This is a genomic window from Pedobacter steynii (assembly GCF_001721645.1).
Lineage (GTDB): Bacteria > Bacteroidota > Bacteroidia > Sphingobacteriales > Sphingobacteriaceae > Pedobacter > Pedobacter steynii_A.
The window spans coordinates 3,790,490-3,810,725 of sequence record NZ_CP017141.1 but is presented as its reverse complement, the minus strand read 5'-3'; the positions used below and the strand labels follow the sequence as shown (position 1 = coordinate 3,810,725).

Annotated in this window: 17 protein-coding genes; 6 read left to right on the top strand and 11 right to left on the bottom strand. The window is 41.5% G+C overall.

The window, feature by feature from the left end:
* From BFS30_RS15900 to BFS30_RS15890, 3 genes are read right to left on the bottom strand one after another with little or no spacing between them, the layout of a single operon-like run.
* Positions 1-945 carry a PKD domain-containing protein gene (locus tag BFS30_RS15900; RefSeq protein ID WP_069380195.1) on the bottom strand — a complete coding sequence of 315 codons (945 nt, stop codon included), beginning with the start codon at positions 943-945 and terminating at the stop codon, positions 1-3.
* A 32-nt stretch (positions 946-977) separates the two neighbouring features.
* Positions 978-1,466, bottom strand: coding sequence for a type VI secretion system transmembrane protein TssO (locus tag BFS30_RS15895; protein ID WP_069380194.1), 489 nt, complete (start codon positions 1,464-1,466; stop codon positions 978-980).
* Positions 1,467-1,471: 5 nt separating this feature from the next.
* Complete coding sequence (locus tag BFS30_RS15890) at positions 1,472-1,990, bottom strand: type VI secretion system TssO (RefSeq protein ID WP_069380193.1); 519 nt, start codon at positions 1,988-1,990, stop codon at positions 1,472-1,474.
* 130 nt (positions 1,991-2,120) lie between these two features.
* Here BFS30_RS15890 and BFS30_RS15885 point away from each other — a divergent pair, with 130 nt between their 5' ends.
* Positions 2,121-2,555 (top strand): GPW/gp25 family protein, encoded by a 435-nt coding sequence (locus BFS30_RS15885; protein ID WP_069380192.1) that lies wholly within the window; start codon positions 2,121-2,123, stop codon positions 2,553-2,555.
* 83 nt (positions 2,556-2,638) lie between these two features.
* Positions 2,639-4,492: a type VI secretion system baseplate subunit TssF gene (locus BFS30_RS15880; protein WP_069380191.1), complete on the top strand. Its 1,854-nt coding sequence runs from the start codon at positions 2,639-2,641 to the stop codon at positions 4,490-4,492.
* On the opposite strand, the gene BFS30_RS15875 is transcribed toward BFS30_RS15880, so the two are convergent.
* Positions 4,489-5,427: a type VI secretion system baseplate subunit TssG gene (locus BFS30_RS15875; RefSeq protein ID WP_069380190.1), complete on the bottom strand. Its 939-nt coding sequence runs from the start codon at positions 5,425-5,427 to the stop codon at positions 4,489-4,491. The two genes, BFS30_RS15880 and BFS30_RS15875, sit on opposite strands and share 4 nt — an antisense overlap.
* Before the next feature lie 119 nt (positions 5,428-5,546).
* On the opposite strand from BFS30_RS15875, the gene BFS30_RS15870 reads away from it, so the two are divergent.
* Together BFS30_RS15870 and BFS30_RS15865 are read left to right on the top strand one after the other, a co-directional pair.
* The gene (locus BFS30_RS15870; RefSeq protein ID WP_069380189.1) at positions 5,547-6,440 is read left to right on the top strand and encodes a TssN family type VI secretion system protein; all 894 of its coding nucleotides are present in this window, start codon (positions 5,547-5,549) and stop codon (positions 6,438-6,440) included.
* Positions 6,441-6,449: 9 nt separating this feature from the next.
* The gene (locus BFS30_RS15865; protein WP_069380188.1) at positions 6,450-7,607 is read left to right on the top strand and encodes a hypothetical protein; all 1,158 of its coding nucleotides are present in this window, start codon (positions 6,450-6,452) and stop codon (positions 7,605-7,607) included.
* An 80-nt stretch (positions 7,608-7,687) separates the two neighbouring features.
* Here the strand turns inward: BFS30_RS15865 and BFS30_RS15860 are convergent, their stop codons facing one another.
* The 6 genes from BFS30_RS15860 to BFS30_RS15835 form a co-directional block, all read right to left on the bottom strand.
* The gene (locus BFS30_RS15860; RefSeq protein ID WP_069380187.1) at positions 7,688-8,263 is read right to left on the bottom strand and encodes an NAD(P)H-dependent oxidoreductase; all 576 of its coding nucleotides are present in this window, start codon (positions 8,261-8,263) and stop codon (positions 7,688-7,690) included.
* A 123-nt stretch (positions 8,264-8,386) separates the two neighbouring features.
* Positions 8,387-10,753 (bottom strand): PDZ domain-containing protein, encoded by a 2,367-nt coding sequence (locus BFS30_RS15855; RefSeq protein ID WP_069380186.1) that lies wholly within the window; start codon positions 10,751-10,753, stop codon positions 8,387-8,389.
* A gap of 23 nt (positions 10,754-10,776) precedes the next feature.
* Positions 10,777-12,225 (bottom strand): RagB/SusD family nutrient uptake outer membrane protein, encoded by a 1,449-nt coding sequence (locus BFS30_RS15850; protein WP_069382470.1) that lies wholly within the window; start codon positions 12,223-12,225, stop codon positions 10,777-10,779.
* 19 nt (positions 12,226-12,244) lie between these two features.
* Positions 12,245-15,523 carry a SusC/RagA family TonB-linked outer membrane protein gene (locus BFS30_RS15845; protein WP_237028589.1) on the bottom strand — a complete coding sequence of 1,093 codons (3,279 nt, stop codon included), beginning with the start codon at positions 15,521-15,523 and terminating at the stop codon, positions 12,245-12,247.
* A gap of 297 nt (positions 15,524-15,820) precedes the next feature.
* The gene (locus tag BFS30_RS15840) at positions 15,821-16,975 is read right to left on the bottom strand and encodes a FecR family protein (RefSeq protein WP_069382469.1); all 1,155 of its coding nucleotides are present in this window, start codon (positions 16,973-16,975) and stop codon (positions 15,821-15,823) included.
* 126 nt (positions 16,976-17,101) lie between these two features.
* On the bottom strand, positions 17,102-17,689 hold the full coding sequence (locus tag BFS30_RS15835; RefSeq protein ID WP_069380184.1) for an RNA polymerase sigma factor: 588 nt from the start codon (positions 17,687-17,689) through the stop codon (positions 17,102-17,104).
* A gap of 230 nt (positions 17,690-17,919) precedes the next feature.
* Here BFS30_RS15835 and BFS30_RS15830 point away from each other — a divergent pair, with 230 nt between their 5' ends.
* On the top strand, positions 17,920-18,180 hold the full coding sequence (locus BFS30_RS15830; protein ID WP_069380183.1) for an Ada metal-binding domain-containing protein: 261 nt from the start codon (positions 17,920-17,922) through the stop codon (positions 18,178-18,180).
* Between the two features lie 29 nt (positions 18,181-18,209).
* Positions 18,210-19,079, top strand: coding sequence for an ATP-grasp domain-containing protein (locus BFS30_RS15825; RefSeq protein ID WP_237028588.1), 870 nt, complete (start codon positions 18,210-18,212; stop codon positions 19,077-19,079).
* Positions 19,080-19,142: 63 nt separating this feature from the next.
* Here the strand turns inward: BFS30_RS15825 and BFS30_RS15820 are convergent, their stop codons facing one another.
* Positions 19,143-20,225, bottom strand: coding sequence for a TlpA disulfide reductase family protein (locus BFS30_RS15820; protein WP_069380181.1), 1,083 nt, complete (start codon positions 20,223-20,225; stop codon positions 19,143-19,145).
* Positions 20,226-20,236 lie beyond the last annotated feature (11 nt).

Below are 20,236 nucleotides of genomic sequence, written 5' to 3'. Positions count from 1 at the left end.
TTATTTTACGGTCTTGGCTGAATGTTGTTTGATATTTACCAGAATGGCACAATTTGAAGTAGGGCTGATGGTCAATTGTGCTTCGTCTACAACGATCTCACCTCCAAAGGTTAATCCCATACAATAAGAATAAAAGTCGCTTGACTTTTTAACGTTATCCTGCTCCACAGCAACGGTAACCTTCTCACTGTTACACATATACTTACGGGTCAGGTAGTAATAATTGGTATTGAAGTCTGCACCATTGGCTATGGCCTGTAACCTCGCCCTGATGTCATCAATCACTTTACGCTCCCCTTCTCCGGGCAATACCAGCTCCGTATCAATTACTGCATTCGGATCTGTAATGAAGATGGTATGGTAAACCGGTCTGTGACCTTTATCTGTAGTCAGCTTCACCATATATTGCCCGGGCTCATGAAAAGTATACAAAGCGGTTCTTCCCTTCACATCTACACGGCCTGTTTCTCCAAAAGCCCACTCATATAAGCCTGCTTTTCCTTCCGCTTCCAGCCTCACTTCCTCGTTCACCACTCCGGATGTAGGTCCGTTAATACTCACTAAAGTATCAATTGCGGCAACAACGGTGTCTCTTACGTTTACAGGAAACTGTTCACGCAATTCTCCGTCAACGGTTAACCTCACGATGTAAGAACCCGGTTTTAAATAACGGTAGCTTCCGTTCTGTGTATTTGATTTGGCCCCATTGCCAAATTCCCAAAGCCATTTTTTGGCATTTCTTGTATTATCGGTAAATACAAGGTCTTCATTAAGGTACATCTCGTCTTTTAAGATCCTCGCATCAACATTGCGTTTATCAAATACAGAGCTCTTAAAGAAAAAGATAATTGCTGCGAGAACGAGTATGGCAATAAAAATGTACAGAAATATATATCCCTGCGAATTACTGCTCACTGATTTTCCATTGGTAGTCGTGTCGGCCATATTCTTGTGGTTTGATTATTTTTTTGGTTGGTTTATTTCTGGTTGCCCATGGTTTGTTTCAACTGATTGGTAGATAGCTTACAATCCTTTAGAGAGTTGCTTAGACCTTCCATATCATTATTATTTCCCTTCAACTCTCTCCTATCATAAAAAAGATCGGTATACAATTGCGAAGCCTGAAGGAAGGTCTTATAGCGCAGGTCTGAAGCCCTTCTCTCATAATTGGATTTAATGGAATTGAGAGAATTTTTGATGTCATTCTCCAGGAAAACTGCCTGTACACCAGGGTCAAACCTGATGATTTGTTTATAAGTGGTATCCACTGTGGCCCGCTGATCTTTTACCGTGGCTTCGAATTCAGCATTCTGGGAAAGCTTATCAGCTAAATCCTGCTTGGAAACTACCCTCCCATGACCATAATCATGAAAAAGACCGAAGCTCAGCAAAGCAGCGGTAAACAAAAAAATTCCTATAAAAAAGAGAAACTGTTCTCTTCTTTCTTTTATACTCAGCTTAATCATCTTGCTTATTTAAAAATTCCCGATTTCAGTTTTTTCGTTGCAGCCTGGTTTGTTCTGAGACAAGACTCCAGCTGGCTCTTCAGATTCGCGATTTGAAATTTCGTTCCAAACAAAGAATCCTGAATGCTGGCCATTTGCGCAACATCGTCGGTCATCTTTTTGTACAATTGAAAACTACTGGCTTCAGATTTCTGCTCCTTGATGATTTCTCTGATTCTAAAATTTTTATTCTGAATGTCTTCCAGCATAATCGCCTGATTATTCATTTCAGCAGAACCTATAGAGGTGTATTTGGAAAGTTGTTGGAAACGCTGCAAAATGACATCAAAATTGGTATTGATTTCTTTTCTCTTAGAAAGGAGCATTTCCGTTTGCTTTACTTCTTTTTCCAGCAATTGGTATTCAAACTTTGAAGCAACAAAAAACAGGTATACGCAAAGGATCGCAAAAGACGTGAGCAAAATAAAGTTCAAGACAAAAAGCCGGTAAGATTTACTGAGTTCCTGAGCGTTGATTGGTTTCATAGTAGGGGGATTGGTTAGGCATTAGGTAATATTAAGTTTTTAAATACGATAACATTTTCAAAATTTTGATTTTTTGGACGTAATATTGATTAACGTTTTACCAATTATTGTTCCATTTAAGTATAAAGCGATGTCTGATTTCTTATATAATAAACCATTTCGATTAAAAAACATCTTTGAAAACAAGGATCTGAAAGAAACCGATATAGGCAAATCTATTTCTCAAAACATCGAACTAATCATTTTTACGAGATATGGAGAACACCGGCATAACAGGAATTTCGGGTGCGAAATCTGGGATCTGGACTTCGAATTAATTGTAAGTGAAACCACCTGGGAAGAAAAATTCAGGCAATCTCTGCTCCGCTCTATCACGAATTATGAGCCCAGACTGTACCAGGTAGAGGTTGAAATTAAAATGAGTGAGGTAGAGAAGATATTTTCCATCAGAAATGTTACAGAAATTAAGAAAAAGGTAGATATCTCTATCTGGGGAAAAATGAATATAACAGGAGAAAAATATTATTTCAACACCGGTCTGTTTTTAAGCCCATTATCCAGCTAAGTCGAATTGTTCTATTTTAAGGATACTGTGCACACAATTATAGACAGTCCCAATAATTTATCAAAATAATCATTCTCTAACAGATGAAAAACATATTCTACTCTTCAAAGGACGAAATCCGAAATAGAATCCTTAAAAATGCCCGCGACTATTGGGGAATAAAAAATACTAACGACTTTGATCCGCTGGTTAAACTGATCATAGAAGCCCTGAGCACGGAAATATTCAACGTTTCCAATGACGTTAAAAATCTGGAAAACAGAATACTCGATAAAATATCCCGCATACTTGCTTCAGACACACTGACCTCCGCCCTTCCTGCCCATGCCATCCTTCATGCAAGACCATTTGAGGCGATAGAGACCATTGATACGAAAACACAGTTTTTTCACCGGAAAAAGCTAAAAGATAAAAATGAATCGAATAAGGAAAACGCAATAGATGTATTTTTCAGCCCACTTAAACCGGTAAAAGTATTCAATGCAGGCGTAACCTACCTGGCCAGTGGAAGCAACTTATTTCAGGTTGACGGGCAGCATAATAAATTACTGCTTAGCAATACGATTCCCGGGAATACACTGGAAAGTAACACCATGTATATCGGGCTGGAAGTCAGCCCCGGATTGAGCACTTTTAAAGGAATGAGCTTTTACTTTGACTGGAGAAACTATGTGGTAAACGACCATACTTACGACCTGTTATCCCTATCCAGATGGTCAGTAAACAACAGCCCGGTCAACGTTTCCCTGAATAAGTTTCATCAGGAACCTGAAAATAATTTCCAATCGCCTTTTGAAAAACACGATGTACTCAATTTACTCAATGAGGATGTCCAGGCATTTTATTCCAGCCGTTTTCTAACCATTGATGATGAAAATATTTTTCTTCCGCACCCTTACCTGCAGCTTTATCCTAAAGAGTTTGAAAATGCATTTCAGGCCGGAAGTCTGGTTAACTTTAAAAAACCAATCCTCTGGTTTAAAGTACAGTTTCCTGCCGCCATATCTGAGGTCATGCTGGATGAGCTTCATGTTTCGACCAATGCCTTTCCGGTAGTCAACAAAAGGATATTCGACATTAAGCACCGGCTAAAAATGATGACCAATATCATCCCGGTTAAATTACAGGACCACGATCAGTTCTTATCCGTTCATACCCTTAGCGACAAATTAGGCAATACCTATACGGAGATCCCGCACACCCATTATGACGACCGGAATGTGGGCTCTTTCTCTATCCGTTATGGTGGTTCTGAACGCTTTGACGGCAGAAATGCTAAAGAAGTAGTCGATTATCTTTTTGAACTGTTAAGAGATGAAAAAGCGGCTTTTTCTGCTTACGGATCTGATTTTTTAAATAGCTCCCTGAAAGATCTGGAGCAGAACATCTCCATTATCGAGCAGAAAACAAAGGCTCAGCTAAGCATGATCAAAGAGCTTTTAAACTATATCATCGTAAAACCGCTGAACAATGCAGACATCATGTTTCTTGAATTCTGGACCACCAATGCGGAAATGGGGAACCAGATCCGTTCCGGTAGTCACCTGCAGTCTTTTGAAAGTAGCAAAGTCATGCCGGAAAGCCTCTTTTTATTAAGTAATTCTAAAGGTGGACGTTCGAGGTTAAATGCCGGAAACAGGGTTCAGGCTTATAAGTATGGCCTTACAACCGGCAACAGGTTAGTGACTCAGTCTGACATCATCAATTTCTGCTTTTATGAGCTGGGAAGCAAAATCAAGGCAGTTAACATTCGTAAAGGGCTGATGTCTACCCCAAACCCCAAAGAAGGCTTCATCAAAACAACGGATATTGTCATTACTCCAAATCAACAGAATGAACTGAGCAAAGAGGAATGGAAGTCCATGCTGGAACTGACCAAATCAAAACTTGAAATCCGCAGTACCATGAACATTCACTACCGGTTAATCCTTGACTAAAGGTAAACCGTAAAACCCAGGTAAGAATGCTCACTCTCTGCACCTAAAGATCCTACCCGGTTAGAGGAACTGGCAAGAAGGTTTACCTTTACTTCAGTCTCTACCGGGACCAGATAAGATACCGCGAGGTCTATAATACGGGAATGAGCTGTCCCGGGCATAAAGTTCAGCAAACGGTGGGTGTCTGTAGGCCCGATATTAATAACGATCTCCTCTTCATCGGTCTCAAAGCTATTTCCTATAATCGAGTTAATTCCAAGCGCGCCAAAACCGAGTTTAAACTGCATATGTTCGTCTATTAACTTAGGCTTAATATTGGATTGTTTCATCAACACCTCCACCGGAGTCTTAAAAAGAACGGAAAGCAGTTGCCCCAGGAAAACAACATCATTCCGTTTCTGATGAATTACCGGCAACAGATGCATCCATATAATGCTTTGTTCTCTATCGAACAATTCAAACTCGTTCCATTCTGCGGCAAAGATTCTGGTCAGGTCACTGTAAGTGGTTTTTTTATCCAGTCTGTTTTCATAAAGTTCCAGAATGGTCCTCAGCTGATTAAGCTCCGCTTCAAAAGGCATAAAGAACTTTCTGGAATCCTTTTCCTCTGCTCGTCTAAGCTGAACATCTTCAACCATTTGCTCTTCAGACATCCCTGAACTTCCGGTAGGCGGGTTGTGAAACAGGCCTTCCGGCAACATGTCATATAAACCTTCCTGATTGCTTTCAATACTGATACAATCTTTACGTTTACTGTCTGAATAATAAAAAGTATGATCCCCTATTTCTTTTGCAAAAGCCCGTTTTCTTGGACCAACAGGAAGGACGGCAATCTGGTCGGCTTCAAAATCCCCGGCTTCAATCAGTTCCGCAGCCAAAGCAACTGCCTTAAAATCTGTTTGGAGATCATTTTTTAAATGTAGACTCTGTTTCATATATTTATTTACCGCATACTTAAACCAACATACCCTAATAATTATACCATTTTTATATTTAAAAATTTAAGGTACTATATTTGTTAACAGATTAAGCATAAAACATCAAATACTATTTAATGGACGTTCAATCATTTTTCCTGCGTTATTTACTCTTTCCTTTAATTTTCATCGTATCTGCTGCCCTATTATCTATTGTCAATAAGAAAAATCAATTTCTAAATAACAAAAAACTGATAGTAAGCATTTTAGTACTCAGCATTTCACTCGCTCTTCCAGGATTTTTAGGTTTTTTAAGCTTTGATTTTATGCCCTGGGGATATATCATCTGCCAGATTTATTTTATAGGACTGGGGATCCTTTTTGTATACCTTTTTACAAAATACTATCCTACTGAATTACTGGAGAGAAAGTTCTTTGTAATATTTGCGATATTAATTAGCTGCCTGCTCAGCTTTTACCTTTTTCAGCTTGCCTTCAACTGGCTTAGCGATATTCATTTTGGCATCTGGGCTGCAACCAGTCTGCTCACTTTCTTTATTCCGGTTTTATTCTGGTGGGCCTATGTAGCCCTTATCAGCATTCCGACAGAAATCTACAAAATCTGGCAATACCCTTCAAGCCCGCTGAACATCAATTTAGATCATCTTGATTTTGACCGCATGCTCGTTCTTGAACTGGAATTGTATAAAAACACCAATGATCCTGAACCCCTGAAAGTGAAAGCCAAAGCACCCGAGAATATGGTGTTCGGAGAATGGTTTTATAAATTCATTGAGGATTATAACCTGAAATTCCCCAAAGCCCCGGTTAAATATATGGGAGAGGATTTTGAATCCTTTAAATGGATCTTTTTTATTAAAACATCTTTCTTTAAGAAGAACATTTTTATTGATCCTGACCTCGATATCATCAACAATGGCATTACAGAGAAAATGACCATTTACGCAAAAAGAGTTTCTGAAAACGTTAATAAACCAGAGAAAATAGGTGATGAATCTATTTTTATATAACCAAAGACTATGATTTCACCATTAAAATATAAGCCCGTTAACTGGGTGGACGGCATGAAGCTTTCCAGCAATCATTTTATTGCTACAGATCAGTTTAACCAGGACTTTGTCAGAGATGCGAGTTCTGTATTTATTAACCATTTCAATTATGGCTTGCTTCCCCCTTTTGCAGGACAACGCCTTTCACATGATATTGAAATCATGGAAAAAGCAACCAACCATATTGAGATCAAAGTGAGACACTGCAACGCAATCACTGCTGAAGGGTGCAGGATCGATATTGCAAGCTCCTCTAATTTTGAAGATCAGCTGACTTACAGCCAGTATTTCAGTAGTGAAAATATAGACCATTCCAGGGTAACACTTTTCAACATTCTGCTAATGGTGAACCCCTTTGAAAGGGTACCCTCAGGAAATCCGGATCCGGAAGACAATCCGCCAAGGTATCCTGATATCTCCAAAAATTACAGCATTACGATATTGCCCGCTACAGAAATGGCACCAAAGGCAGCCGACAGTTACCACCTGACTATCGGACAACTGATCATGGAAAGTGGCCGGATATCCATTAACCACAATTATATCCCGCCAAGTAGCAGCGTAATCAGCCATCCCAGCCTAACAAGGTATTATGAACTGTTTAGCAGTCTCATCAATGACCTGCAGCTGGCGGCCTTCAAAATCATCGATAAAACTACCGGAAAGGATTCCATTACCCCATTAGGAAGAAACATCAGGCTTCTTTCCGAAAAATTGCTGGACTATATCGCCCAGATCTTTTTCAACTACAGAAATTTTGGCTATCAGCAATCCCCGGTATATATCGTTGGCTATTGTTCAAATCTTGCCCACGTCTTCTTTACCGGAATAAAACTGGTAGAATCCAGAGAAAGAGAGGAAATGTTGAAATATTTCTATGAATGGAGAGACGTTACACCAGGAAATTTCGAAGAAATACTTGCGAAAATGATTGAGATGGTATATGATCATCAGAATATTTATGCTGCGATGAACATGACCGAAGAATTCCTGAAAGTCATGGTTGCCCTTTGGAACAAACTAGGTACACTGGAGTATATTGGTCAGCGCAAAGAGAATATTGTGGTTGCAGAACAGCAGGTAGTACAACAGGTTCAAACCAAAAGAAGCTGGACTTTACTGGACTAAAATCCAATTAGAAAAACTTGATTTTACTTCATATTTAATCCCGTTGAAACTTATTCAACGGGATTTTTTCTGCAATTTCCTCATGCTGCTTTAACCGTTAGCTCCAATGATTCCAGGTAACCCTTCCTCGTCCTTTCATCACAGGTCATCACAGCCGGAAAAAAATGGTGTCCGATCATCCGCATACCGGTAAAACAAAATGTATTTTCAGCTACGGTTCTCATGGCATCGAAGATGCCTTTATCTATATAGTTCTGTTCTTCTGATCCGACGGTATTGATGATCAAAAGATCCTTGCCTTTTAACAATTGCTCCAGCCCCTGCTCTCCGTAACGGTATGCAAAACCATAACTCAATACCCTGTCAAAATATCCTTTTAAAAGAGCAGGCATACCGGTCCACCATACCGGATGAATAATCGTAACCAGCTCGGCCCAACGGAGATGTTCCTGTTCTGCAAAAATCTCTTCCGGTACAGCACCTGATTTAAATGACAAAATATCTGCGGGGGTAAGCACCGGATCAAAGTTCAAAGCATAGACATCACGGATTCGGATCTCGTGTCCTGCTGCTGCCGCATATTGAACCACCGACTCTTTAATGGCGTGATTAAAGCTGGCTGGATTTGGGTGACAATAAATAATCAAATGTTTCATGGTTCCTTAAATTTGTTAAGACAAACTTAGGGAGCCCAAAAAGGCGGGTATTGTAAGAAAACGAAATCAGCCCCTTCTGCAGACTCGAAAGATAATTGCGTCAGAGAAAAGGGGCTGATATTTTTATTTTAAGGATATTTCAATCTTTTTCAAAGCCTGATTTCTAAAGACCTCAACCATCGCTTTCTGGCTTAACTGTAAACCCATCTGAATCGTCATCAGGTCTTTCATGTTTTTCACCGGAGCATCGTTAAATTTCAAAACCACATCATTGGCCTGTAACTTCCCATAAAGAATGCTTTTCTTCGGAACTTCCAGTACCAGTACCCCGGTTTCTGTAGACATTCCCGTAGCGGAACGCTCCCCCAGGGTATTCAGGTTTTTAACCTTTGCCCCCAAAAACTCATAATTGTCCTGACCTTCGCTTTTCATTTCTGAAATTAATACCGGCAATTTTACCGGACTGACCAAAGCTTTCAAAGCGGGAGATTTGACTCCGAATTCATTCATAGGGAAATTCTTAAAGCCCAGCTTAAGCGCAGGAGAGCCTGGTTTTACCCGATAATCACCAATCCCCGCATGAACAAATAATGGGTCCCCATACGCGGAATGAGCATCTGTACCCACTTTTTGGGCAGCTTCAAGTGCCTGTTGATCCGGAAAAAGATTCCTATCAACTTCCTTGCCCCAGTCATTTACACGGATCGGAAAATAATTGCGGGTCACAATATTGTGTCTGAATACATCTCCACTTCGATCAAACCATACATGAGGATGAAAAGAATTGTTTAAAATCACATTGTTTTCTACTGTTCTGAAGAATCCTTCGCGAAGTTTCAAACCTCCATTCAGACAAACATTATTGTAAATGTGGTAGTTCGAGGAACCGTCATCCAGATCGATATCCCATCCATGATCACAACGAAAACGGTTATCATGGATGACAATCGGCTTAATCACATCTGCAGTGATCAATGCAGGATTATCCTTCGCAATACCGGCCATCACCTGATAATCCGGATGCCAGTAACGGTCGCGGCCCCAGGAATTAAAAGCCCCATGATCTCCGGATTCCAGCACGGTATTGTAAACATCATTATATTCAATCAGGTGACCGCCCCAGGTTCCTTCACTGATATTTATACCTGCTCTGGGTACATCGTAAATGGTGTTATGGCTCACCTTAATGTCCATAGACATCGATATTTCCACACCCGCAACCTGCTTCTCTACACTACCCAGGCCATACATCAGGGTATTTTCTACACTGCAGTTTGCAGGATAGTTATTTGTTTTTGGTCCCGGTACCCGGTCTATTTCGTTTAATGGAACAAACTCTCCGTATTCAAAACTAGGGGAGCGAACGGCTTTGGGATCGCCGACGAAGCAAACGCCACTCGCTCCGGCAAAAGCAATATGACAGCCCGAGACCAGGTTATTCCTGTTGTAATTACTCATGAACACGGCGTTTCCGCCAACGGTATTGAAAAAGCAATCTTTGATCACACAATGCTCTGCGCCTTCCATCACTACCGCGCCTCCACGATAAATCGTCCAGTCACTGCGCAACAAGGGTTCCTTGGTTTCCATGAAAGTCCGAAGCGTATGACGAAGTTCCATGCCTTCAATCCGGATGTTCTTTACCGGCTGTTCTGCTGTCCCCCGAAACTCAAAAAGCGATTTCAATTGCGGGATTTCAACACGCGCTTTCCTCAAATCGGTTCCCTGCTGAGGATAGAAATACAGCATCTTTTCTCTTTTATCAAAATACCATTCTCCTGCAGTATCCAGCTCTTCGAAGATGTTTTCTACAAAACGGTATTTATCATGCATCCCCATTTGCCGGTTATTCTGGAAACCACCTTCAAGGGTCAGCTTCCCTTCCTGGTCTTTTCCGGAAATCAGGTATTGATACCCGCCCCATTCGTGTTTATGCAGGGCATGAATGAAACCTCCTTCGGGATGATTCCATCCTTTTACCCTTTCCGGACTAATGGCATCGGCAGAACCACCACCAAAAAACCGGATGTCAGGGTTGTAATTGGGGTATCTCGCCATGCGCTGTTGCTTGCCATTGATAAACAGCTGATCAAAAGCGATCTCTTCTGATACCTTAGCCCGTTTTATCCCACCCTTAGCATTTTCCCATTTCAACTGCAACTCACGGGCACCACTCAGGTTTACCTTTTCTCCGGAGTAGGACTTATAAGTCACTCCCTCCATAGGACTTCGGGAGTCCTGTGCAGTAAAAACCACAGCAGAGGTGAAGTAATAGGTTCCACCGCGAACATATACTGTTGTCGCTCCTCTGATGGTCCTGAGCGCCAGTTGTGCTCTTTTAAATGTAGCGAAAGGTTTTTCTTTTGTACCGGGATTTTTGTCATTTCCTTTAATGGAAACATAAATATCCTTGGCAAAACCATTACTACTTAACAACAGGCAGAGCAGGAAGCCGGGTAGATTGATCCAGGGCATTGTTGTAAATTTCATAAATCAACGGGATTATTTTATAATTATTTATATACTGGGTTCTGAGCAATATTATTGTTGACTACCTCATTATCAGGGATCAGCCAGGTTTGATTGTAAGCACCGATTGGATTCACCAACCCTGCACCTCTTCTATTCTGGATATTCTGCATCGTATTCGTTCTTTTCAAATCAAACCAGGTGCTTCCTTCCAGGCAAAGTTCCCATTTACGTTCCATCCATGCTGCTTCCCGGAACTGTTGCTGGGACAGCCCTGTTAAGTCGGGCACATTCGTTACATCTGCCTTATTTACTCTCGCACGTTTTCGGATCTCATTGATGTAAACATAGGCACCGGCAGGTCCGTTTACCTCATTTTCGGCTTCGGCTGCAATTAAATACATTTCTGCCAACCGAAGGTATGGAAAGGTATAGCTCACGATTGCCCCCGAAGAGGTGGTACCACCGGCCACTCCGGATACATCTGCAAATTTCTGGAAAAAGGGACTCAATACCGTTCCTTTCGGGCCCGCGTAATTCTGAACAATTCCCCATTGTTTTCGCCGGTCGCCGGTCGCAAAACTATTGATAAACCAATCGGCAGGGACCAGGATAGGGTTATAGGTTGCCGCAGTTAAAGTGATCCCATGTACCGGATTGCCTCCCAGTCCGGTCACATATAGTTTCTCCCAAATTGATTCGGAAGTGTATGCCGTTTGATGAAATACCGAAGCGAAATCATTTACCAGCTGAAACTTTCCCGAATTGATCACTGCGATAGCTTTTTCTTTCGCATGGGCAAAATGCTGAGTCTGTTTTAGCGGATTTCCTGCCATTGTCAGGTAAACCTTGGCCAGTAGCGCGGTGGAAACCAGTTTATAAACCCTTCCCTGAGCAGCAGTCGATTCAGGAAGGTTTGCTTCTGCATAGTTAAGGTCTTCCAGGATTAATTTATAGACTTCAGTCTGTGCGGTTCGTGGCATTTGTAATTTACTATAATCGGTAATTGGCTTAACTGGCATAGGCACATCACCATACAGCTGCACCAGATAAAAATAGGCATAAGCCCTTAGAAAACGAGCCTCAGCCATTAATTGATTTTTCTTCAGCTCAACCAGAGGTCCCTTTGGCAATTCTTCAAGGATAAAGTTTGCATTTTTTATAATGGCATACGCCCCTCCCCAGGCCTCCCTGGTATTGTAATAAAAAGAGGCCGGAGCATTCTGATACATGGGAAGTGCCTGTTCAAATGCGGATGCAGGAGCCCCATAAATATCGGTGCACATCTCCAGCATCATCGCTCTGTTCCCTGAATAGAGTGGTAATCCGGAATAAATTCCCAATACGGCGAGCTCATAGCTTTCTGGGTTTTTGAAAAAATTCTCCGGTGAAATAAATGTTTTAGGATCTTCATTCAATGCTTTTTTACATCCGGAAATAACTGTTGTCAACAGCATTAAAGTAAGCAGAGAAAATGTAATATATCGTTTCATAACCTGTTCTTCTAAATGATTAAAAATTAACTTTAACACCTGTGGTAATCGATTTTGCAGCAGGATAATTCCCCCTATCCCATCCGTTTACAGTCGACACAGACCAGGAAACTTCCGGATCATAACCAGAATATTTGGTGATGGTAAAGTAGTTCTGGGCGCTGGCATAAAAACGAATGGAAGCGATATTCAGCGCTTTAAGCAATTTTGGAGAGAAGGTATATCCCAGGGTAACATCACGGAGTTTCAGATAAGAACCGTTTTCCACCCAAAGGCTATTGGCATAATCCCGGGTATATTGCATGCTTCCTTTAGAAGGCTTATCACCGGTCTCACTGGTACCCGGACCTCTCCATCGGGCATCAAAGGCTTCCTGGGTCGGTGTCCACAAACCATTCAAGGTCAGGTTATATTTTCTGAATTCATTGACGATTTTATTCCCGAAAGAACCCACAAACAGCAAGCTCAGGTCGAAGTTTTTATAATTGAAACTATTGTTAAAACCAAAGGTAAATTTAGGGGTCATATTGGCCAGGACATGTTTATCAGCGTCATCTACCCTGCCATCCCCATTATAATCCAGAAATTTATACTCACCGGCACGCTTTTGAGGCTCTCCATTTGCGAGCGCTTCGGCATCGCTTTGATACACCCCTGCAACCGTTTGCCCATAGAAGGAATGCATAGGTTGCCCTAGAATCATCGGAAACCAGTTTCCTCCTGCCCTCACCTCCTTATATACAATCGGACTGCCGTCAGCGGCTTTACCCAGATCGGTCACCTTATTCGTATTATGAGAAAAAGTCAGGGAAGAGGACCATTTAAAATCCTGCCCCTCAATGTTTCTGGTATTCAACTGGAACTCAAAACCCCGGTTCTGTACAGAGCCCAGATTTTGCAGTACCGCACTAAAACCTGAAGATTGTGGCAGATCTACACTCAGCAGCAGATCATTCGTCTTTTTATCATAGTAGTCGGCTGTAAATTGAATTCTATTCTGTAATAGTCCCAGATCCAGACCAAAATCAAGTTCCTTGGTGGTTTCCCATTTCAGGTTTCTATTGGGTAATGACCCCAGTACGTAACCCAATACAGGCTGATTGTTGAAAATAGGGTTTACTGCTGATACCCTTGCCAATGTTTGATACGGGCTAATGGCCTGACTGCCCGAAGCACCGTAACTTGCCCTTAGTTTCAGATTGGATATCGTGGCATTGTTTTTCAAAAAATCTTCTTCTGATAAGATCCATGCCAGCGCCGCAGAGGGGAAAAAAGCATATTTATTATTTTCCCCGAATACAGAAGAGCCATCATACCTCCCTGTAAAAGTGGCAAAATACCTGCCCATATAATTGTAATTGACCCTACCTAAATAGGAGATCAGGTTTCGTTCTCCAAAAGAAGTGCTGGGCAGGGCTTTATTGGTAGCGCCCTGAATGTTATGATTTAAATAATCATCTGTCACAAATCCGGAAGCTTCATTACTATTCAATCCTTCATTTTTATCATACTGGTAACTAAACCCCGCCAGTACATCCAAATGATGTTGTCCAAAGGCACGGTTGTAGTTCAAAGTATTCTCATTTACAAAAGAAGAATTGTTGCTATAGCTCTTGGAGGCCTTTCCTGCAGGCTGGCCAAAAGTAATGCTTGGCGGGTTATATAGATCTGTTTTATTGTTATTGGCATCGATGCTGACACTACTTTTTAATTTCAGGTCTTTAATGACCTCATAAGTAAAAGCGGCACTTCCTAGGATTCTCAGGGTATTACTCGGATTGTACTGCTCCTTTGCTACTCCTATTGGGTTGGTTTGGCCCCAGCTCACACCAGTAAATACAGTATATTTTCCATCTGCATCGTATACGCCCTGGGTTGGTGGCATCACCATAGTCTGGAAAGGGACACCGCCAAAATCAGCACCGGCATAATTTGCCTGTCTGTAACGGTCCTGAACCACGGATAAATTGGTATTGAATTTTATTTTCTCGTTTAGTTTCTGATCCAGGTTAATTCGGGAGGAAAACCGCCTGTAGTTTGAATTTTCAATAATACCATTCTGATCGAAATAGCCCAGAGAAGTATAGTATTTCGTATGATCCGACCCTCCCGAGAATGATAAAGTATGGTTTTGAACCGGAGCAGTCTTATAAACCAGAGATTGCCAGTCGGTTCCTTTTCCAAGGGCTTTAATTTCTTCTGCAGTGAAAGGTAAAGGCTGACCATCATTTGCAGCCACTTCATTTTGAAGTTGTCCATATTCCGAAGCGTCAATCAGGTCTTTTCTTTTTCTGAGGTCCTGAAATCCGTAATATCCGTCATAATTCACCTGAAGCTTTCCGGTTTTCCCACTTTTTGTAGTGATCATGATGACGCCATTTGCACCTCTGGAACCATAAATAGCCGTTGAAGAAGCATCCTTTAAAACATCAATTGTAGCAATGTCATCTACATTGAGCTGGGCAGATATCCCCTGGGAAAGAATTCCATCAATCACATATAAAGGGGCATTGTCGCCACTGATGGAGTTAGTTCCCCTGATCGAAATCTTCATCCCCTCACCTGGCTGTCCGGAGCCCTGATTTACCTGTACACCTGCCATTTGTCCCTGCAGCGTCTGCGCAACATTGGAGACCCCTTTTACCTGGGTAATCTTTTCTGCACCTATGGATGATACGGAACCGGTAAGGTCGGTCTTTTTTACCGCACCGTATCCCACTACCACAACAGACTCCAGCTGCGCAGGCTCTTCTTCGAGCATGATATCCGGAACCAGGGCAGTCTCTACCCTTATCTCTTTCTTTTTAAAACCAATGAAACTAAATACCAGCAGGTCGCCGGGATTGGCATTAAGGGAAAACCTACCCTCTATATCTGTACTGGTTCCTTTTCCGGCTATTCCTTTTACCATCACATTTACACCAGGAAGTGGCTGACCTTTCGCATCTAACACCCTCCCTCTGACGTCTACAGGGAGAATGACGGGAGTATTTAACTGCTCCCGAGCCATTTCTTTTTCAACGATGGCGATATTTTTACCAATGATCTTAAACGTTAAAGGCAGGTCTTTAAGACATTGTGTCAAAGCCTCATTAATGGACACATTTCTAAGTTTCACCGAAATGTTCGCCCGACTGGCATCGTAATTCCTGATTATGAAAACATAATCTGTTTGTTTTTCAATGAGCTGGAATACCTTATCCAATGTGGTATTCCGTTCATTCAGATTGATTTGGCTATAGCCTTTTGCACTTGCATACATCAGGCTGATCATCATCAGGAAAGTGGTTAATTTCATGACTATAAGTATTTTACTAGGGCGCCATGTTTTGGGCATAGCTAGGTTAAAAGCATTTATTTTCATACTTTTGAATGTTTGGGTTAATACAAGAATTCGTTTCCAATTGATTTTTTATTCCTGATTTCATCAGAAATCCGGGTTGACTCAAATACTTACCGTAGAAGTACTTCGACCTACTTCTGCGGTTTTTTATGTCGTCTCCCCAACGGTGAATCACCGCATCCTGAGTGCTCTTTTCATGTTTAAATTTGGTTTAGATTTGGTTATTGATTGTTTGGTTTATTTGGTTCGTGGTTATTTTGGTATTCCAGAGGAAGGATATATAATGCTCATTCTTTTTCCTTCGATCCTGAAATTAACTTTTGAAAAACTGAGAAGCTCCAATGTTTGTGCAAGACTCGTATTGCGGTGTACTTTCCCTGTAAATGAAGTTGCCGGAATGTTCCCTGAATAAATGACTTCTACATCATACCACCTCGACAATTGCCGCATCAGGGTTTGAATACTTGCTTTTTTAAATAGGAAGTATCCATCTTTCCAGGCCACTGCCATTTCCGTATCCACCGGTTTAATCTCCATTCTATTCCCGCTCAGCAAAGATTGTTCCCCTGGTTTGAGCAGGGCATCATGCCCCGATTCTTTTACTTTTACGCTTCCTTCCAGTAAAGTGGTCCGGATGCCATTTTCATCTGCATAGGCGTTGATGTTAAAATGCGTTCCCAATACCTCTACCTCCTGCTTGCTGCTCATCACGCGAAAAGGTTTTCCCGGATCCCGGGCAACCTCAAAATAGCCTTCGCCTTTCAGTTCAACTTTTCTTTCGTTTGCAATAAACCGGGTGGGATACTTCAGGGAGGAAGAAGCATTCAGCCAGACTCTGGTCCCATCGGGCAAATTGATCTGATACTGCCCCCCCTTAGGCGTTTCGATGGTATTATAAGTCATCGAAGTATTTTCATTTTGAGCTGCCGAAGGATCTATTGTATAAATCAGTTGTCCATCTGCAGTTTTGCTGATATTGATTCCGGCCTGCTCGGCAATTTTTCCCTCGGCTACATCCGTCAGTACTACTTTTTCACCGTTCCCAAGGGTCAATACCGCTTTATTTCCTCCGGCAGGAAGATCCTGAACATACTGTTTCTCTTTTGGTAAGGGATCAGCCAGATGGTTATTTTTATAAAACCAGATTCCTGCTCCTACAATCAGCAGAACTGCTGCAGCAGCCATGATCCGATACCAGATCTTAGCTTGTTTCTTTTGCGAAAGGCCGGCCCTGCTCAGTACACCGTCCCATATTTCTCCATTCAGGTGATCAAAATCCTGATCTTCAGTCAGACTTCTTTTGGCAGCCTCTTTCAGATACCAATGGTCTATCCATGCCCGTTCTTCCGGGCTTGCAGTCCCCTGGTTGTAGCTTTCGATGAGTTTCTGTACTTCCTGATGGTTCATAGTGTTAGGATTTAAGGCTGAGTTTTCCGCTCCCTTTAAAATAAAACACATGAAAAAGACTCAGGGGGTATCCGGCATTAAAAAAAATATTGCTCTACAGAATGAGATAAATCCCGGGTTCAAAAATCAGCGTAGAAAAGTCAGCAATAACACTGCAGCTCCGCCTGATTCCTTCAGGTGATGTTTGATAGATTTGATAGAATTGTGCACCTGCTTTTTAACGGTTTCTTCTGACGTTCCCAGCCGGTCTGCAATCTCTTTATAGGAAAGGTTCTCTTTCCTGCTTAATTCAAAAACCTGTTTCATCCTTGGCGGAAGACTTTGAATTTCTCTTTCTATGGCCATAGCCAAATCACGTTCATTCAACTGATCTATGGTAGCCGTACTGGCCTCCGTGATAAAATCTGACAAAGAATTGAGGTAGGCAGTCTGAAACTTATTCCTGCGGATCAAGTTTAGTACCTTATTTTTTGCCATTATATACAGGTACCCCGGAAGGTTTAACTGATCCGGAATACGATCAGAATTGATCCATAAATTGCTAAATAGTTCCTGAATGACATCTTTTGACTCCTCTTCGTCCAATAGCATCTTATAAACATGACCATACATGATCCGCCAATACCTGTCGTAGATTTCCGTGAATGCAGCTTGATTTCTCTCTTTTAAAAGAGCCACCAGTTCCTGATCAGAAAGCCTGTTTTGAATTGTCATTCGTTATTTATCCCCCAACGAATATAGGAAAAAGCACTATTACTTAAGCAGCAGGAACCATTCAGTTATTTTATAGATTTGGAAGCTAAAATAATTCTATTCCATTGGTGTGCTGACGATGGCTTCTAAAGGTAGAATGAAATGGGTTTTCGCAAGATCCGGGTTGACACGATTATATTTACTTCCTACCTTGCCTGCCTGTCCAAATCTTGTGACAACCCATTAAAAATATGATCTCTCATTTAAGCCTTGGCCTCCATCCCGATGAACGAAAAAAGCAACTTGCCTCTTTGATAAAAGCGGGAAAAATCAAGTTTGGAGGGTATAAAAAAAACAAAATATATGGCCTGCTGAACTGCTCCTCGGGGAAACGCATGAAAGTAGAAAACCGGGTCTTTTTTAAGGATGAGCAGGAGGCCCTGCAGGCAGGCTACAGACCTTGCGGCCATTGCCTTCCTCAAGCCTATAACATATGGAAATTAACCCATTAATGATATCTTTACCCCCTAACCCTTTTTGAATGATGAAGATCGCTTATGTTTCTTACCAGATCCAGGAAAAATATACCTCAACCACTGTAGATGAGGATAAAACCTTACTAGAGTTTTTAATAGGCAAAGGCCTTTCCATAGAACGTGTCATATGGAATGATCCTGCGGCAGATTGGAAAAACTATGAGGTAGCCATTATTAAATCCCCATGGGATTACCATGAACACATCGCAGAATTTAAACAATGGCTCGATCATCTGGAAGCTTTAAACGTAAAACTACTGAACCCTTACGAACGGGTAAGGTGGAATATGGACAAACATTACCTCGGCGAAATTGCAGACTCGGGCTTAGCCGTAATCCCTTCTTTATTCCTTGAAAAGGGAGAGCGTCTGGACCTGAATGCACTTATGGCCCATTTCAAGACCGAAAAGCTAATCATCAAGCCTTGCATCAGTGCAGGAGCTAAAAACACTTATATTTTAACAGCTCAGAACCTTTCCGGTCATGAAGCTGAAATTAACGGATTATTACAGGAAGAAGCTTTTGTAGCCCAGCCTTTTATGCCGGAGATCCATGATGGAGAATGGTCGTTTCTCTTCTTTGAAGGAAAGTATAGCCATTCTTTATTGAAAATACCAAAAGATGGTGATTTCAGGGTGCAAACTTATCACGGTGGTAGCGTGAATGTTCAGCAAGGCCTCGACAAACATATTAAAAGTGCCGCAGCTTATGTTGAACAATATGCACAGGGTTGTTTGTATGCGAGAGTTGATGGCTTAATTGTAAACGGGGAATTAAACCTGATGGAACTGGAACTGATCGAGCCCTATCTTTTCTTAGATACCCATCAGGAAGCTTCAGAAAATTACTACAAGGCCCTGTCCGCCAACCTATAAACAACCTACATAAAAAAGCTATCTGAGCAAATCAGATAGCTTTTTTTAGAACATTTGCTTTTACTATTTCATCAATTCTTTCAACTTCTCATGCAACGCTTCACCTCTTAAATTTCTGGCAATAATAACCCCATCAGGGTCTACAAGATAATTGGCAGGAATTCCCTGGATACCATAATAAGTAGAAACTTCATTCTTCCATCCTTTCAAGTCAGACAATTGAGTCCAGGGCATTTTATCCTCGACCACTGCCTTCTTCCATTTATCCGCATTGTCGTCCAGAGAAACACCCAAAACGGTAAAGCCTTTATCTTTAAACTGGTCATATGCTTTCAATACATTAGGGTTCTCGCCTCTGCATGGCCCACACCAGCTTGCCCAAAAATCTACCAACACATACTTCCCTTTAAAAGAAGAAAAACTAACGGGCTTGCCTTCCATATCATTCTGGGTAAAATCGATCATCTTCTGACCATTACTTCCTTTTTTCAATACGGCTAACATAGCTTCCATCTTTTTCCCGGTCTCTGTTGCTTTCAACCCTGCATCAAGCGACTGAAAAAGACTTTGTAATTCAGCATAATCTGTACTGGAACCAAGATCTTTTATATTGACCAGGCTCACATAGCTTTTAGGATGCTTAGTAATAAATGCTTTATTCAAAGCATCAGATTCCTTATAGCTTTTAAAAAATTCACTTTCTATCTTTGCGATCGCAGCGGCGTCTTTCGCCTTCTCTGCTTTCTCGTACTCGCTGTAAAGTTGCTTCTGCCTTTTTTCCAGGTCTTTTTTGCTCACACTTAGGACATTCGACTCTTGTTGCGTCTTCCCTCCCGAGATCAGCATATCTTCAATTGCGTTTACATTGCCCTTAATACTTACAGGCGCATTTTCAACATACAATCCAAATTGCAATCCCTTCCGGTCAGTCAGGTAAATCCGGGTAGGTTCCTTAACACTACCCTTATAGCTGAAAACACCATTTTTTACGGAAACGGAATCACTTCCTCCCAAACCGTAAATGTACATATATGGACTTTTTAGTCCTTCAATTTTTCCGTTGATGGTATAACCATCTTTCTTTACCTGTGCAGTGGCAAACAGGCAAATGCTGCTTAAGCTTAATAAAATGATATTCTTTTTCATATTTAGGGGGT